Annotated in this window: 15 protein-coding genes; 3 read left to right on the top strand and 12 right to left on the bottom strand. The window is 63.5% G+C overall.

Translation table 11 applies throughout. The features are described 5' to 3' along the window. Positions 1 to 105 precede the first annotated feature (105 nt). Entirely contained in the window at positions 106 to 1443 is a 1338-nt protein-coding gene (locus QO259_RS03895; RefSeq protein WP_285951879.1) for an O-antigen ligase family protein, read from the top strand. Between the two features lie 82 nt (positions 1444 to 1525). Here the strand turns inward: QO259_RS03895 and rfbD are convergent, their stop codons facing one another. The 7 genes from rfbD to QO259_RS03860 form a co-directional block, all read right to left on the bottom strand. After that, a complete protein-coding gene (gene rfbD, locus QO259_RS03890; RefSeq protein WP_285951878.1) occupies positions 1526 to 2431 on the bottom strand; it encodes a dTDP-4-dehydrorhamnose reductase in 906 nt (301 codons plus the stop codon). Next, complete coding sequence (rfbC, locus tag QO259_RS03885) at positions 2428 to 2973, bottom strand: dTDP-4-dehydrorhamnose 3,5-epimerase (protein WP_285951877.1); 546 nt, start codon at positions 2971 to 2973, stop codon at positions 2428 to 2430. Before rfbC ends, rfbD begins: the two co-directional genes overlap by 4 nt. Further along, the gene (rfbA, locus tag QO259_RS03880; protein WP_285951876.1) at positions 2970 to 3857 is read right to left on the bottom strand and encodes a glucose-1-phosphate thymidylyltransferase RfbA; all 888 of its coding nucleotides are present in this window, start codon (positions 3855 to 3857) and stop codon (positions 2970 to 2972) included. The genes rfbC and rfbA overlap by 4 nt, the downstream gene beginning before the upstream one ends. 21 nt (positions 3858 to 3878) lie before the next feature. Further along, positions 3879 to 4949: a dTDP-glucose 4,6-dehydratase gene (gene rfbB / locus QO259_RS03875; RefSeq protein WP_285951875.1), complete on the bottom strand. Its 1071-nt coding sequence runs from the start codon at positions 4947 to 4949 to the stop codon at positions 3879 to 3881. A 112-nt stretch (positions 4950 to 5061) separates the two neighbouring features. Beyond that, positions 5062 to 5970: a hypothetical protein gene (locus QO259_RS03870; protein WP_285951874.1), complete on the bottom strand. Its 909-nt coding sequence runs from the start codon at positions 5968 to 5970 to the stop codon at positions 5062 to 5064. Beyond that, the gene (locus tag QO259_RS03865) at positions 5961 to 8771 is read right to left on the bottom strand and encodes an esterase-like activity of phytase family protein (RefSeq protein ID WP_285951873.1); all 2811 of its coding nucleotides are present in this window, start codon (positions 8769 to 8771) and stop codon (positions 5961 to 5963) included. The genes QO259_RS03870 and QO259_RS03865 overlap by 10 nt, the downstream gene beginning before the upstream one ends. A gap of 156 nt (positions 8772 to 8927) precedes the next feature. After that, on the bottom strand, positions 8928 to 10478 hold the full coding sequence (locus tag QO259_RS03860; RefSeq protein WP_285951872.1) for a trypsin-like serine protease: 1551 nt from the start codon (positions 10476 to 10478) through the stop codon (positions 8928 to 8930). Between the two features lie 343 nt (positions 10479 to 10821). Between QO259_RS03860 and QO259_RS03855 the strand changes: the two genes are divergently transcribed. Continuing rightward, the gene (locus QO259_RS03855) at positions 10822 to 11181 is read left to right on the top strand and encodes a GtrA family protein (protein ID WP_285951871.1); all 360 of its coding nucleotides are present in this window, start codon (positions 10822 to 10824) and stop codon (positions 11179 to 11181) included. Then, positions 11178 to 12161: a glycosyltransferase family 2 protein gene (locus tag QO259_RS03850; protein WP_285951870.1), complete on the top strand. Its 984-nt coding sequence runs from the start codon at positions 11178 to 11180 to the stop codon at positions 12159 to 12161. The genes QO259_RS03855 and QO259_RS03850 overlap by 4 nt, the downstream gene beginning before the upstream one ends. On the opposite strand, the gene QO259_RS03845 is transcribed toward QO259_RS03850, so the two are convergent. The 5 genes from QO259_RS03845 to QO259_RS03825 all read right to left on the bottom strand — a co-directional run bounded on the left by QO259_RS03845 (position 12122) and on the right by QO259_RS03825 (position 15614). Then, positions 12122 to 12304 (bottom strand): hypothetical protein, encoded by a 183-nt coding sequence (locus tag QO259_RS03845; RefSeq protein ID WP_285951869.1) that lies wholly within the window; start codon positions 12302 to 12304, stop codon positions 12122 to 12124. The genes QO259_RS03850 and QO259_RS03845 overlap by 40 nt on opposite strands. A gap of 118 nt (positions 12305 to 12422) precedes the next feature. Then, entirely contained in the window at positions 12423 to 12710 is a 288-nt protein-coding gene (locus tag QO259_RS03840; RefSeq protein WP_224417673.1) for a HigA family addiction module antitoxin, read from the bottom strand. A 182-nt stretch (positions 12711 to 12892) separates the two neighbouring features. Next, positions 12893 to 13864, bottom strand: coding sequence for a DUF6056 family protein (locus QO259_RS03835; RefSeq protein WP_285951868.1), 972 nt, complete (start codon positions 13862 to 13864; stop codon positions 12893 to 12895). Between the two features lie 5 nt (positions 13865 to 13869). Then, positions 13870 to 14211, bottom strand: coding sequence for a hypothetical protein (locus QO259_RS03830; RefSeq protein ID WP_285951867.1), 342 nt, complete (start codon positions 14209 to 14211; stop codon positions 13870 to 13872). Positions 14212 to 14306: 95 nt separating this feature from the next. Next, entirely contained in the window at positions 14307 to 15614 is a 1308-nt protein-coding gene (locus QO259_RS03825; protein ID WP_285951866.1) for a DUF6056 family protein, read from the bottom strand. Between the last annotated feature and the right edge of the window lie 198 nt (positions 15615 to 15812).

Here is a 15812-nt window from a genome sequence, read left to right as displayed (position 1 = left end):
CAACACTACGGCCGCGCCACCGAGCTTCACGGCCGGTGACTATGTCGGTCGATGAAATGCGGTTAGTATCGCCGGTTCGACGATTTTTCGAGGATACCTCCCCCCATGAGTCATCGACACATTACGTTTTGGGAGTCTGCTCGAGACTGGCGCTGTCCCCGCAGCCTGTGGGCCGTGGGTTCCGCCTGTCTCTGGGTCTATGCCTCGCTGGGCATTTTGGTCGAGCATGCAGGCAGTCAAGCGGGAACCCTATCAGCGCTGCTGGGACTGATCGCGCTGCTCGTCTACGGCAAGTCGATGCGTCGCTCCGCTGCGCTGTGGTTACTGCTGGCCGCGATCGCGGTGCAAATCCTTTCCTGGGCACTCGGTTACCACCACCACCCCCAGTGGGTAGCCGACAATCCGCAAGTCGATCGCCTGGCCAAGTTGTTCATCTTTATCGCCGTTGCCTGGTGGCTGGGCGGCAGTACGCGTAATACCTTATGGCTCTGGCTGCTCGCCCTGGCCGGCTTTCTCATTGCGACCGTCGTCCTTGGCGGTCCTGGGGAGTGGCTACGAGGCCTCCACGGTGAGCGTGTCGGCTTCGGCATTCGCAACAACCAACACGGCTCGATGCTATTCGGAGTCGCCTTTCTCGGTCTGGTGATTTTCGCCCGCCGCCTGGTGATGCCGGCTGGACGCTGGATACTCTGGCGCAGCGTGGCCTGGTGTCTGGCGCTGGCGATGTGCGCCACCGCCATCGCCATTGGCCAGACCCGCGCGGTGTGGCTGGCGCTGCTCGTCGCCCTCCCCTTCGCCGGCCTCATCATGCTGGCCTGGGCGCGGTGGCGCGGCACCGGCCAGCGCGTGCTGCGACCGATTCTGGCGGGTCTAGCGGTGGGCTGCCTATTGATTGTGATCGCGGTCTGGCTCTTCGGCGGCGTACTGATCGAGCGCATCACCGCCGAATCCTCGGTCATCCACCAGCTTGCCCAGGGCAATCTGGACGCTGTGCCCTACTCGAGCATCGGTATCCGGATCCATAGCTGGATAGCGGCTTCTCAATGGATCGCGGAGCGCCCGCTGGTGGGCTGGGCCGGCGAGGGTCGCAGCCTGGTGATCGACCACACGCCCTGGCTGCCAGAGGTGGTCAAGCAGAACTTCGGTCACCTGCACAACTTCTTCATCGAGGTCTGGGTAGCCTACGGCCTGCTAGGCGTGGCAGTAATCGCTGCCCTGGCGTTCTGGATCGGGCGTGGGACTTGGCTAGCCTGGCGAGGCGGTGCCATGCCCAACGACATCGCGCTGTTCGGCGCGGCCTTCTTCGTCTACTGGATCATCGTCAATCAGTTCGAGTCCTACGACTCGTTCTGGACCGGAGTCTATGTACACAACCTGGTCGTCGGTGGCCTGGTGACCCACTACTGGCGCTGGCGCTACGCCAAACCCGAAGAGAAGGCGTAAAAGCAGCGCGCCGCCGAGATGAAAACCTCGGCGGCGCGCAGAAAAAAGATCGACGCCTTGGGCGGCACCAAAGAGACTTACTTCAACCAGCGAGCGCCCTGATGCAGTGGCTCAGAGCCTCCCGCCATGGGGGCAGGACGACACCGAAAGTCGAGCTTAGCGAAGCGGTGTCCAGTCGCGAATTGTGCGGCCGCGGCGCCGGCTGCGGATAGTCACTGGAAGCGATGGCCTCGGTCGTCGGCCGTCGGGCAGGGTCGAGCAGGCCATGAGCGATGGCTTCCTCGAAGATCGCCTCGGCAAAACCGTGCCAACTGGTCTCACCGCTGGCCGTCAGGTGGTAGATGCCCGCCATCTGCTCGGACCATCCCGCGCGGCGCCAGCCATGCAGCGCCAGCGCGGTGACATCGGCAATGGTGGCGGCCCAGGTCGGTGCCCCGATCTGGTCGGCGATGATGCGCAACTGGTCACGCTCGTTGGCCAGGCGCAGCATGGTCTTGACGAAGTTATGACCATGCGCGGCATAGACCCAACTGGTTCGCAGCACCAGCGCCTTGGCGCCCGACTTCATGATTGCCTGCTCACCCTCACGCTTGGTCCGGCCGTAGACCGATACCGGCGCTGTCGCATCGTCGGGCCGATAAGCCTTATCACCCTCGCCGGCAAAGACATAATCCGTGGAGTAGTGCACCAGCGGGATATCGCGCTCGGCACACACAGCGGCCAGTTCCGCCACGGCTTCGGTATTGATGCGTCTGGCCAGTGCCGGCTCGCTCTCCGCGCGGTCGACCGCGGTATAAGCCGTGGCGTTGATCACCACGCCCGGCGCATGGCGTGACACCGTCGCGGCTACGGCGCCAGGCTCGGCCAAATCGCACTCCTGACGCCCCAGGACGAGCCCACGACCGAAGGGCTGCATGGCCCGCGCCAGTTCGCGCCCGACCTGGCCGTTGGCACCCAGAATCAAATAATCCAGTGCCGCTTCACTCATGCGAAGACCTCCGCCTCGCTCAGTGAAGCGCCGGCTAGATCCTTGTCGGAGAGCGTGAGATCGGCGACGTCAGGCCACTCGATGCCCAGCCCGGGATCGTCGTAGCGAATGCTGCGTTCAGACGCCGGATGGTAATAGTCAGTGGTCTTGTAGAGAAAATCCGCACTCTCGGAGAGCACCACGAAGCCGTGTCCAAAGCCCTCGGGCACCCATAACTGGCGGTGGTTGTCAGCCGAGAGCTCCACGCCAACCCACTGGCCAAAACGCGGCGAAGAGCGGCGTAGATCGACGGCGACGTCGAAAACGCGGCCGTGGGTCACACGCACCAGCTTGCCCTGAGGTTGCTCCAGCTGATAGTGCAGGCCACGCAGCACGCCGCGACGCGAACGGGAGTGGTTGTCCTGCACGAAATCACGCTGACAACCTGTGGCTTTCTCGAAGGCCTCGCGATTGAAGCTCTCCATGAAGAAGCCACGCGCATCGCCGAACACCTTCGGCTCGAGAATCACCACCTCGGGTAGCGCGGTTGCGACGGCCTTCATCGGTAAACTCCCTTTTCCTTGATCACCCGTAGCAGATACTGGCCGTAACCGCTCTTCGCCAAGGGCTCCGCCAGCGACATCAGCTGAGCATCGTCGATCCAGCCGTTACGCCAGGCGATCTCTTCTGGGCAGCAGAGCTTGAGACCCTGGCGGTGCTCGATGGTGGCGACGAAATGTGATGCCTCCATCAACGACTCGTGGGTACCGGTATCGAGCCAGGCGAAGCCACGCCCCATCATCTCGACGTTGAGATCGCCACGCTCAAGATAGAGCCGATTGATATCGGTGATCTCCAGCTCTCCGCGCTCGGAGGGCCGCAGAGACTTGGCCATATCGACCACGTCGCCATCGTAGAAGTAGAGACCAGTGACCGCGAACGGAGACTTCGGCGCGGCGGGCTTCTCCTCGAGAGAAGTGGCCCGCCCCTCGTCATCGAAATCGACCACGCCGTAGCGCTCGGGGTCTTGCACGTGATACGCGAACACGCTGGCGCCCTGCTCTCGCGCCATGGCATTGTCGAGTAGCGGCTTGAGATCGTGACCATGGAAGATGTTGTCGCCGAGCACCAAACAGCTCGGCGCACCGTCGAGAAACTCCTCGGCGATGACGAACGCCTGCGCCAGGCCGTCGGGAGACGGTTGCACCGCGTATTCCAGCTGGATGCCCCAGCGGCTGCCGTCTCCCAGCAACTGCTCGAAACGCGGCGTATCCTGAGGCGTGGAAATGATCAAGATTTCATCGATACCCGCCAGCATCAGCGTTGCCAACGGGTAGTAGATCATCGGCTTGTCGTAAACCGGCAGCAGCTGCTTGGACACCGATATCGTGACCGGATGCAGGCGTGTGCCGGAGCCGCCTGCCAGAATGATACCCTTGCGCTTCATGACGTCTTGTCCTGACTCGTTTCAATCCATTCCATAGTGGTGCGAGGTCCACTCGCGATAGGCACCACTAGTGACGCCTTCCACCCAGTCGTCATTCTCCAGATACCACTGTACCGTCTTGCGCAATCCTGACTCGAACGTCTCGCGCGGGCGCCAACCGAGTTCGCGGGCAATCTTGCCGGCATCGATGGCGTAGCGCAGATCATGGCCCGGACGATCCTTCACGTAGGTGATCAAATCGGCATAGCGCGACACACCGGCCGGATGTTCAGGAGCGAGTTCCTCGAGCAGCGCACAGATCCGTTCGACCACCTCGAGATTGCGATGTTCGTTGTGCCCGCCGATGTTGTAGGTCTCGCCGACCGTGCCTGACTCCAGCACCGTGACCAGTGCCCGGGCATGGTCCTCGACATACAACCAGTCGCGTACCTGACTGCCATCACCATACACGGGAAGCGGCTTGCCCGCGCGGGCGTTGAGGATCATCAACGGCACCAGCTTCTCGGGAAAGTGGTAGGGACCATAGTTGTTAGAACAGTTGGTCACCAGTACCGGCAGGCCAAAGGTACGGTGCCAGGCCCGTACCAGATGATCGGAGCCCGCCTTGCTCGCCGAGTACGGAGAGCTGGGAGCGTAGGGCGTGGCTTCGGTGAACAGCCCCTCCGGGCCTTCGAGATCGCCATACACCTCATCGGTAGAGACATGATGAAAGCGGAACGCTTCACGCCGCGCCTCGCTTAGTGTCTCGACGTAAGCCCTGGCGATTTCGAGCAGCACGCCCGTGCCCACCAGGTTGGTCTGGATGAAGTCGGCGGGACCATGAATCGAGCGGTCGACGTGGGACTCCGCCGCCAGGTGCATGACCGCGTCGGGCTGGTGCCGCGTGAACACCTCGCGTAGGGCATCGGCATCGCAGATATCGACCTGCTCGAAGGCATAGCGTTCGCTATGAGCGGCATCGCCCAACGACGCCAGATTGCCCGCATAGGTCAACTTGTCGACATTGACGACACTATGCTGCGTGTCGTCAATCACATGACGAACCACCGCTGAACCGATGAATCCGGCGCCCCCCGTGACCAGTATCTTCATTGCCTCATCCAATGTAAAAAATCGGCAACAGTCTACGGCCTAACCCACAGCGGGAAAAGGCACCTCATCCAGAGATCGTACAAACGACGGTGCAAAGCGAGCGACGCGCGCTTCAGCGATCCAGCCCGATGCGATAGCCGGACAGCTCACGGTTTATTTTCAGCGCCGTCCGCACCGCCTCGTCTCGCCCCATCGGCGGTTCACCCGCACGCGCACGACGACAGCACTGCAGCGCCATTGCCCTGCCGACCCCAGGGTCCAGAGGCCATCCCTTTATCAATGGTAACAACAGCTTGCGAAGCGCAGTAAACAGTCTGGCATTGATCGGCGCATCGCCGAGCACGTCCTCTGCTGGCCGGAACCCCTCTCGCGCATTGAGTGCCAGCATGTAGTCGCTGGTCGACTGGCACTGAACTAAGCCATCATCGGCCACATAAAGTAACGGAAAGTAGGCCGCCAGCTCGGGTAGTGCATGGTTGGGGAAGAAGCGTCCTTGCCAGTAGCGAGCGGCGACACGCTGAAAATGCCGATAGTCGGCCAGCGGCATCAGTCGCGCGTCGGCAAAAGGCAGAATCTCGACCGGCGGCTTTTGGCGATCCACGGTGTCATTGGAGACGTCGACATAGAGCGTTCCGACCAGCAGGGCGTTCTGGAAATACTCCCCGCGCAGATCGCCCCACACCTGACGGATGCACCCTCCGGCCCTGTGGAAGTTCTGGAGCTCTCTCAGGCCACGTCGAGGCGCCGACGCCAGCTCGGCCGGCGTCAGTGTCGCCAGCCGCCGGATCACTGCCTGCGATATCTCCAGGCACTGACCCAGCGGATACGCCTTGCCGCGCCGTTCCGGGCAGGCGCGCTGCAATGGCTCGTCCACACTGCGACGCAGGCTCAAAAACAACGCTTCGACATCCTGGCGGTGCGCCAGCAAATATCGCTGAGTCAGCGCATGCTGACGCGCCGCGTCGAGAATTCGCGGCTCGTTAGGCAAAAGCGCGCACGCCGCGGGGGTCGCTACTGCCATAAACCGTCATCCGCCGCCACGATCACCCGGCCCTCGTCGTAGCCATAGCGCAGATAGTGGCCCAACGGCTCTACCCCGGCATCAGCGATGTCCTGATTGGCGGCGAGGTAGCGATCCAGATCGAACCACGCCGAAGGATCGCGACCCTCTTTCCAGCCCCAGGAGACATAGTGCTGATAGCCGCTGTCCAGCTCGCCACGCTCGATTGCCGCGTCGACGTCCGGGTTGGCCGTGCGGTAGCCGCGCTCGTCGAACAGCGCATTGGGATCGCGCCCCTCGTGAGCGCCGTAGTTCCGGTAGTGGTCGAGCGCCGTCGTCTCGCCCCGGGCCACCGCTGAAGCGACGTCCGGGTTGGCATCCAGATAGAGACGTTCGTCGAAAGCGAGATCCGCCGGGCCACTGAGGCTAGGCGCTTCGGCCAGCAGCACCTGATCGTCGAAGCGCAGCAGTTCGATACCGGAGAGACTATCCGTACCCCCCTGCGCTGAGGTCACCGTCAGACTGCCGTCATCGGCGTGCACGATGCTCGCCGCCGCCGCGTCGCCACTGAAGCGAACCACATCGACATCGGCGCCACCCACCAGACGATCCGCCCCCGGGCCGGCGACGAAACGGTCACTACCTGCGCCGCCGCTCGCGTGCTCGTTGAGCGTCAAGCCTAGAGCGATGAACTGTGTGTCCTGGCTGTCGTTGAAGTTGTTGTCGGAAACCAGTATCAGGCTCTGACGGCCATCCGCCAGGCGTGGCCCCAGCGACATGCCCTCGACGTTGTCGGGGTCGATACCCAGCTCCCCGAGGTCCGCCACTAGGCGCTTGTCTACCGGTCGCACGCCTGACGTCTCCGCGAGACTCTCGACGCCATCGATATCGGTGGCCGCGCCGAGGTCGATTTCATAGAGTCGAATGGTATTGCCGACACCGGCGAAATAGTTGCGCTCCATGGCCAGCAGATGACCATCGTCCAGTGCCAGCATCTCGACCAGACCGAAATTGCCCGGTTCCGTCGGATAGACATATTGGTGTTCGACCTCACCGCTGCGGACGTCGTACTGCAAGATGCGCGACGGACTGCCACTGTCTATGCCAGGCCCGGGGCCATCCTGAACCAGCGCACTCTCGGTGGCAGTGAACAGCGTCTCGCCGTCCGGCGTCAGTGTCAGGCTTTCCAGCGCCAGATTGTTACGCACGCCAGACTCGCCGCTGCCGTCGGGAATCAACGCTGCGGGCAGCTCGAGCACGGACAGCAGTTGACCGTCGCGGCCGAAATGCCCCACGAACGGCGCAATTCCCTGGTCGCTGTCGCCCTCGGACGAGATGAATAGCGTGCCATCATCGCTATAGGCGATCCCCTCGGGATCGATGGCGCCGCTAGCGAAGGCTTCGCCCCCGGCCTGCCACAGCGTGGTGACATCGGTGAACCGCACGTCGCCATCGTCGAGCCGGCCATCGGCGAGGTCGAGCCGCAGGCTGTAGAAACGCGCCGGCGCCAGGTTGGAGCGGTCGTCGGAAATCGCCAGATAGCCGCCGCTACCATTCTGCGTCAGGCCGGAAAGGCCGCCCAGCGGGGTCTGCTGGAACATCAGGCCATCGGGCAGCGTTGCCAGACCGAGGACATCCACAGCGGCGACGCGCGGCGTCTCATCGGTCAAGACGAGATCGGCATACACCAGCCGATGATCGGAAGCCTCCACCGCGGCACTGCCCGGCTGCCCCGGCTCGGGCCAGAAGACGCCGCCGTCGAGGCGAGTCAGCCCAGCCTGTGACGGCAGCACATAGTCCACGCGCAGATTACCCGGCGCCTGGTCATTGAAATCCGCCGTGTCGTAAGCGGGGTCGCCCTGCTGGTCCTCATTGGCGCCACCCTGAGTATCGCTGGCCGCCACCGCGCCTTCGCTGTAAGGCGCCAGGCCGGCAGCGATGTAGGGATTGTCGAGCAGTTGCTGGGCGCTACCGTCGAGGCTGTCCCCATCCACCGGGTCGACGTTCTGATCGCCCACCACCACGAAGCGAGCATTAGCAGCGAGCCCACCGGCCTGCCCCCGGTCATCGACGATATAATCGCCCTTCCCCGGGCTGACATAGTCGGACCAGAAGCGAATCTCGTCGGCATTGCGCAGGCCGTTGCGATCTTCGGCGCCATCGAAGGTCGGCGGCGTGGGATGTGAAGCCAACAGATGCAGGATCTCGCCATCGACCTGGATCGGCACGTCCCAGTGACTCTTCGACGATAACGGCAGCACGTCGAGCGCCTGCGGCGAGTAGTAATCCCCTGGCGCCGCCGTCTGCGGATCGTCGGGCAGGCGCGCGCCGGGCATATCCTTCCATAGAAAGTCGCGGAAGGTGCGTACCGCCGACTCATCGATGGGATAGCGCGACAGCACCAGCATGCCGTACTGCCCGGGGAACTGGCCGAAGCCCAGGGCATCGTCGGCGTAGCCCTCGGCGCCGGGTTGGGTCACCACTTGGCCATCACCATTCAGATCGACATCCGAGGCGACGCCAGTATTGACCGGCGCGCTGAAGCTATAGGCGTAATCGATCGGCGCCTGGCCGTTCTGGGCGACGCCGAGGTAGTTGGCCTTGAACGCCTCCACCGCCTGCGGCGAATAATCGAACTCGTTGAGCAGCAGAATATCGGGACGGGTGCGCTGGATGACCTCGGCGACGTGCTGCGCCTGGCTGTCATCGGGAGTAGAAAGGTCGGCGAGGAGATCCCCTTCGCCGGCGCGATTCAACGAGGCGTTATAGGTCGCCACGCGGACGGTGTCTGCGCCCGTGATGAGTGAGGCCATAGCCGACATGAGCGAATCTCCTAAGGGTGAAAGCGTGCCAGCCAGACTCTTTCATCGCCACATGACGACCGCGTGTCGAATCGTTCAAGATTGTCGGGCGATTCGGTGACACCGAGCCGGGCGTTCGCCCCGGCGCACACCACCCCACGCGGCCTCGCTGGAAGCTTATCCCCACATCCCGTCATCGGCGGTGGGGATCACCCGGCCCTCGTCGTAGCCGTAGCGCAGGTAATGGCCCACCGGCTCGACGCCGGCCTGGGCGATGTCCGGGTTGGTCTCGAGATAACGATCCAGATCGAACCACGCCGAGGGGTCACGCCCCTCCTTCCAGCCCCAGGCGGCATAGTGCTGATAGCCGCTGTCCAGATCGCCGCGCTGGATCGCCGCATCGACGTCCGGATTGGCCGCGCGATAGCCACGTTCATCGAACAGCGCGTTGGGGTCGCGCCCCTCATGCGCGCCATAGTCGCGATAGTGCGCGAATGCCCCGATATCGCCACGCGCCACCGCGGCGGCGATATCCGGGTTGGCCTCGAGATAAAGGCCGGCGTCGAACGCCGGCCCGCTCGCACTGTCGACCTCGGGGGCCTCGGTCAGCAGAATCCGGTCGTCGAAGCGCAACAGCTCGATGCCACTCAAGGTATCGCGATCACCGCTCGGGGAGACGACGACGAGATCGCCGTCGCCACCGCTGGCCAGGGCCACCTGATCGGCACGCAGATCGAAACGTGCCACATCGACCCCGGCGCCACCCGTCAAGCGGTCATCACCCGCGCCACCGTAGAGACGATCGTTACCGCCGCCGCCATCGAGTTCATCGTCCCCGGCGGCGCCCACGAGCAGATCGCGGCCATCGCCACCGCGCTCGATGACCGCCCGCACGGTGGTGGAAAGCGGCGCGCCCGCGGCCGACAGGGTCGCATCGATCCAGCTCTGGTAGTGGCTGACACGCTGCCACGCCCCCAGTTCACCATAGCTGCTGTCGACCTCATCGGTGGCATCCAGGCGCTGTCCATAAGGCCCCACCAGGGAAGCCGAATAGCTGGCGACCCCGGCCAGCTTGCCATCGATGAAGGCCGGCCCGCCGCTGTCGCCGGGGGCGATCATGCCCTCGGTGTCGCCGAGACCGTAGTCGTAGAGGCCCATCAGTTGGCCCAGGGTATCGTAGCGCAGGCTGCCGCTATCGAAATCGGCCACCAGCTGCGAGCCGGTGGGCGTGTACCAGCTACCGCCGCCCAGGGCACCGTCGACCGCATCCCAGGTGGTCTCCATGCGATTCTGCGCTGTGACCCGCTGCCCGCCGCTCGCGCTATCGTAGCCCTGCGCTCCAGTACCCGTGGCGCCGTAACCGACCAGGGTCGCGACCTGGTTCAGCTCGTCACTGTCGCGATAGAGCGCATAGCGTGGCAGGTAAGCCGGTGCCGGCTGGTCCAGCAGCAGCAGCGCGAGGTCGTCGCGATAGCCGTCGGTGGTATAGCCGGGATTGATCCAGTAATCGGCCACCGTAGCCGAATAGCGGCCCTCGACACCATTGAAGGTGACCCGGATCGGGCCGACGTTGTCCTCCACCACGTGCGCGGCGGTGAGCACGGCGCGACCATTGGCCAGCAGCGTACCGGTGCCCAGGGCGGTCGCGGTGAGCACCTTGCCGACACCATCGAAGCCATCTCCAGGGCGTGAGTAAAAGCTATCGGTGACACGTTTGACGGTGGTCATAAAGGCCTCGGTATGTGTCTGATGAGCCGCACTCGTCGCATTGGCGGCATTCATCTGGATATCGGCGCCGGGCTGAATAGCTGAATAGCTTAATAGCTGAATAGCTGAATAGCTGAATAGCTGAGCGGTGGCGCGGGGAGACCGCGACACCTTTCCGTGGGGAACGCGCCCGCCGCTCTGCGCCAGCCCGCTCGACCCGAACCACGCGGACAGTCTCCGCAGCGAGGGAAGACAATGCCACCGCGGCCGCTCGGCATTTATCTCACCGCACGGTGGCGGTAGACTTGGGCGGCTTTGCCGGTGCTCTCTCCTGCCGGCCCTCACACGGTTCCAAGCCCGCGCCATGCTCAAGCTGTTTTCCCGCTACGCCTCGGTCGGGGTGATCAACACCCTGCTGCACTGGTCGATCTTCGCCCTCGCCTACCACTGGCTGAACAGCCAGTCACTGAGCAATCTGATCGCCTTTGCCGTCGCGGTGACGTTCTCGTTCTTCGCCAATGCCCGCTGGACCTTTCGCTCCGACGCCTCAGCCAGGCGCTATGTCGCCTTCGTCGCCTTCATGGGGCTGTTGAGCTGGCTGGTCGGCAAGCTCGCCGATCTGGCCCAGTCACCGCCGCTGGTGACGCTGATCGGCTTCTCGGCCCTGAGCCTGGTGCTGGGGTTCGTCTATTCCCGCTACTGCGTGTTCCGGAGTCGCCCGTGAATCTCTCGCTCGTCGTGCCGGTCTTCAACGAGGAAGACACCATCGCCCTGTTCTACCGCAGCGTGCGCGCACATCCGGCGCTGGCGGCACACCGCATCGAGATCCTGTTCGTCAATGACGGCAGCCGCGACCGCACCGCCGAGATCATCGCCGCGCTGGCCATCTCCGACCCTCTGGTCACGAGCATCGATTTCTCGCGCAACTTCGGCAAGGAACCCGCACTGTTCGCCGGGCTGGAGCACGCCCGAGGAGACGCGGTGATCCCCATCGACGTGGATCTCCAGGACCCCATCGAGGTGATCCCACGGCTGATCGAGAAATGGCAGGAAGGCTACGACGTGGTGCTGGCCAAGCGCAGCGATCGCAACAGCGACCGCTACCTCAAGCGACGCTCCGCGGAGTGGTTCTACAAGCTCAACAATCGGATCAGCGAGACCACGATCGAAGAGAACGTAGGCGACTTCCGTCTGATGTCGCGGCGTGTGGTCGATGCCATCATCCGCCTGCCGGAACGCAAGCTGTTCATGAAGGGCATTCTCAGCTGGGTGGGTTTCGACACCGCCGTGATCGAATACGCCCGCGTGGCGCGCTCGGCGGGCAAGAGCAAGTTCAACGGCTGGAAGCTCTGGAACCTGGCGCTGGAAGGGATCACCTCGTTTTCCACCGTGCCGCTGCGCGTCTGGACCTATCTGGGCTTCGGCGTCGCCGCCTTCGCCTTCGCCTATGCCGCCTGGCTGATCATCGACAAGCTGGCCTGGGGCAACCCGGTGCCGGGTTACCCCTCGCTGATGACGGCGATCCTCTTCCTGGGCGGCGTCCAGCTCATGGGCATCGGCGTGCTCGGTGAATACATCGGCCGCATCTACATGGAGAGCAAGCAGCGCCCGCGCTACATCGTCAAGCGCCTGACCCGCGGCGGCCAGCGCCACGAGTCCCCGGCTCAGCCATCCGCGCCGTCGAGCGTCAACCAGCAGCCGTAGTAGCTCTCCAACACCAGCATGTTCTGCATCGTCCAGGCATCGCGCCCGTTGAAATAGCGAGCCGGATAGCCTGGCGTCACCGGCTCGATGGTCAAGCCCGGCTTGCTGCCGCATTCGCAGTCACCCGGCATCGAGCCTTGCAACGAGGCCCCGACACGAAGCTCGACTCCCGTGCCTGCCGGAATAGCTTGCCTGGCAAGAAGGCCCCAGCGTCACCATACGCTATGGCCTTACTCGATGCGGCTGCGCTGTTCAGGCGGGTCAGGCTGGAGTTACGAACCGCTCAATATGATTCTGTGCCTTGGACTGGGCTTCGGCCAAGTCATGTGCTGCCTGCATGCGAAGCCAGTGCGCAGCCTCGCCAATACCGCCAAATTCCAGGCGCACGGCAAAATCCGGAGAGATCGCCGCGTGCTCGTTCAGCACGCGGGACACGGAGTTTCGAGACATGCCCAGTTTCTCGGCCAGCTCCGTTACGCTCAGATTCAGGGCAGGTACGATGCGGCGCCTCAGCATCCTGCCCGGATGCGGTGGGTTCTTCATCGCCATAAGAAAGCCTCATGCTTGATTCGATACATGGGTTAGGGACCGGCTCGGTGCCCCGGGACTGTGCATCGCAACACACTCCCGGTGACGCTTTCAGCCTTCTAGCGCTTCACTTTCTTGTCGTGATACTGCTCATAGTTCACCTGATCGGCATCAGCACCATCGAAAGTGAAAGTCACGCACACCTAGCTCCCAGACGGGGCCGCTTTCAGACGGCAGCCATAATAACTGCTGCCAATGGGATCCAGGTTCTGAATAGTCCAGGCGTCACGATTATTGAAATAACGGTACCCATAGTCGAAGCTCAGCGGTGCGATGGCCAACCCCTGCTGGCATGAAGGCGTATTCAGATGCTCGATGATTCGTGCCTCGCGAGCGTCGAAAGCGGTGGAGACATCGTTGTAAATGAGCACGACCCAGCTGCCGAACCCCATCGACGACACCGCCAATACCAGCGCGACCACGGCACGTCTGATCTCTCCCGCCTGCCACAAGCGGTCGAGCGCTTCGGTAACGAAGGCCCACATGATCACCCACGTCAACAGGAAGGCTCGCGGCTCGGTATAAGGGGCAGCGGCCACCGAGCCAACGGTCAGTATCGCCGGCAGCAACAGATACCAGACACGGGGATCATAGCGTGTCAGCGCGCCCCGATGTAGAAAAGCAAGCCATGCCAGTGCCACCAGGGCCGCCAGAATCAATGGCCAGGCCGTGCCGAAAAACGTCATGGTGACATCCCAGGCACGCCCCAGGTAATAGCCGAGATCCGTATCACCCACACCGTAAATATCACGATAGAAAGCCCGACGGTAAGCCGTCGAAGGCATCAGCATCAGGGCCGCCCATCCGGTCAACATGCCCAAGGGGACCCATAACGCCCGAACCTGCTTCCAGCGGTCGGGTAGCGAGCCCCAGGCTACCAACAGATAGATCGCCACGGCGACGGGCATGTTTTCAAAAGAGAACCCCGCCAGAAAGGCGATCACCGTGGACACGACCAATAAACCGGGACGTGCACTCAGGGCGCGAATCCGTGCTGCCGACGTGAAAGCGACGAGGCAGATCAGATTCAGGATCAACGGGTGCAAGTACCCCGCTACCACCGTCTGCCAGAAAAACAGCTCGAGCCCGGGCCACAGGGGAAACACCAATGCCATGGCGATCAACGTCCGGCGCTGCCAGCCGTCACGCCCCCCAGCATGAAGGCACAAAGTACGTTCATGCCGACGAAACAGGCCACAGTGGCAAGCAGGAAAAGGCTCTTGGGCAGGTTCAGCCAGAAGATCGCCAACTGTTCCCCAAGACGGGCGTTCCACTGCGTGAACTGGATGGGCCACTTGTGCAGCATCCAGTCCAGTCTCGGCTGTAGACCCGCATCCACGAAACGCCGGGCGAAGGCATAATCCTCGCCCTGCATCGGCGCAATCCAGAACACATACGCAAAAATGGCAAGCGTGGCACAAGCCAGTATCACCAGCACTCCGTGCCAGACCTTCGCACTCATCGATCCTCTCCTTGTCCTCCCGCCCCGTGGCAATGGATCCTTACTCCTTCACCATGGAGTACCGCCAGGAATGGTCTTGATACAGTGTATGGCGACTACTCTGCCGGTACCAGCTTGCAGCCGTAATAGTTGCCGACGTGCCAAAGCGACCACAGATACCAGTCGTCGCGGTTGTTGAAATAACGGCGGGGATAATCGAAATGGCGCTGACGAATGGCCACGCCGGTCTCGCAGGCCGGGGTACCCAGGCGCTCGACAATGCGCGCCTCGCGGGCATCGAAGCTGCGCGACACGTTCTCGTAGAGCGTCAAAGTCTTGATGGCCAGGCCGGCCGACACCAGCAGCGCCAGGGTGCAGCCAGCCACCGCCCAGCGCCAGCGGCGGCAGGCCACGCTGAGCGCCTCGACGACCAGCGCCAGCATCAGCGCCCAGGCCAGCGAGAAGGCGCGCGGCTCGGTATAGGGCGCGGCGAGCATCGAGCCCACCACCAGCACCGCCGGCAGAATGCTCCACCACATGCGCCGGTCATAGGTGAGCCGGCCACGGCGCTGCTGATGCGCCAGGAACAGTAGCGACACTAGAGTCAGTACAACCAATACTTCGGCGGTATCGAAGAAAGTATCGGTGACCTCCCCGGCCCGCTCCCAATAGTATGCGGGTCCCGTCGCGTGGACATCCTTGGCCTCGAGATAGAAAGCGCGACGAAAGGCAGTCGACGGCATCGCCATCAGCGCCGCCCAGCCGGCCAGCATCGCCGCCACCGGCAGCAGCACCGGCCACGCCACCCGGCGCGCGGGCAGCAGCCACCAGGCCAGGGCCATGTAGAGCGCCAGCGCCACCGGCACGTTCTCGAACGAGTAGCCCGCCCCCGCTGCCACCACGCACAGGCCGAACAGCCGCCACGGGCGCTGCGATAGCGCGAGCACCGCCGCCTCGCTGCGATAGGCCACGATGCACACCAGCGACAGCACGATCGGCTGCAGATAGCCAGCGTTGGCGGTCTTCCAGAAGAAGATCTCCAGCCCCGGCCACAGGCCGAACATCAGGCCCAGGGTCAGCGCCAGCTTGAACGGCAGATCGCGCCGCCCCCAGACCATGGCGATCAAGGCGGCGAAAGCGACGAAGGCCGCCAGCGCCACCAGCCAGAACAGCCACGCCGGCAGATTGAGCCAGACGATCGCCAACTGCTCACCCAGGCGCGCGTTCCAGTCGGCTGTCTGCGCCGGGATCTTGTGGGCGATCCAGGCCAGCCGCTCCCCCCAGCCGTGGGCACCGTAGCCCAGGGGAAAGGCGAAATCCTCCCCCATCAGCGGCATGCGCCAGAAGATCGCCGCATAGACGGCAAGCGAGAAAGCAGCACCCGCGGCGGCGATGCCCCGATAGCGTGTAAAAAGAGGGCTCACAGGCGTTCCAAAAGACCAAGCGAGAATTATGGCGGGGAAGGATACGGGCTGGCCGCCCCCGGCGCCAGTCGATAAATGCCGACGCCGCCCTCTGCCAGCGACGGCTGGCGCTCATGCCCTGTCTCGGTACACTGATGCACGAATACGCCATCCGCTGCTCGCCCGTGTCGCTATCACGATGACGCCAGCCATCCTGCT

It is taken from the genome of Salinicola sp. JS01 (assembly GCF_030284585.1).
Classification (GTDB): domain Bacteria; phylum Pseudomonadota; class Gammaproteobacteria; order Pseudomonadales; family Halomonadaceae; genus Salinicola.
This window is presented reverse-complemented; position numbering and strand designations above follow the sequence as displayed.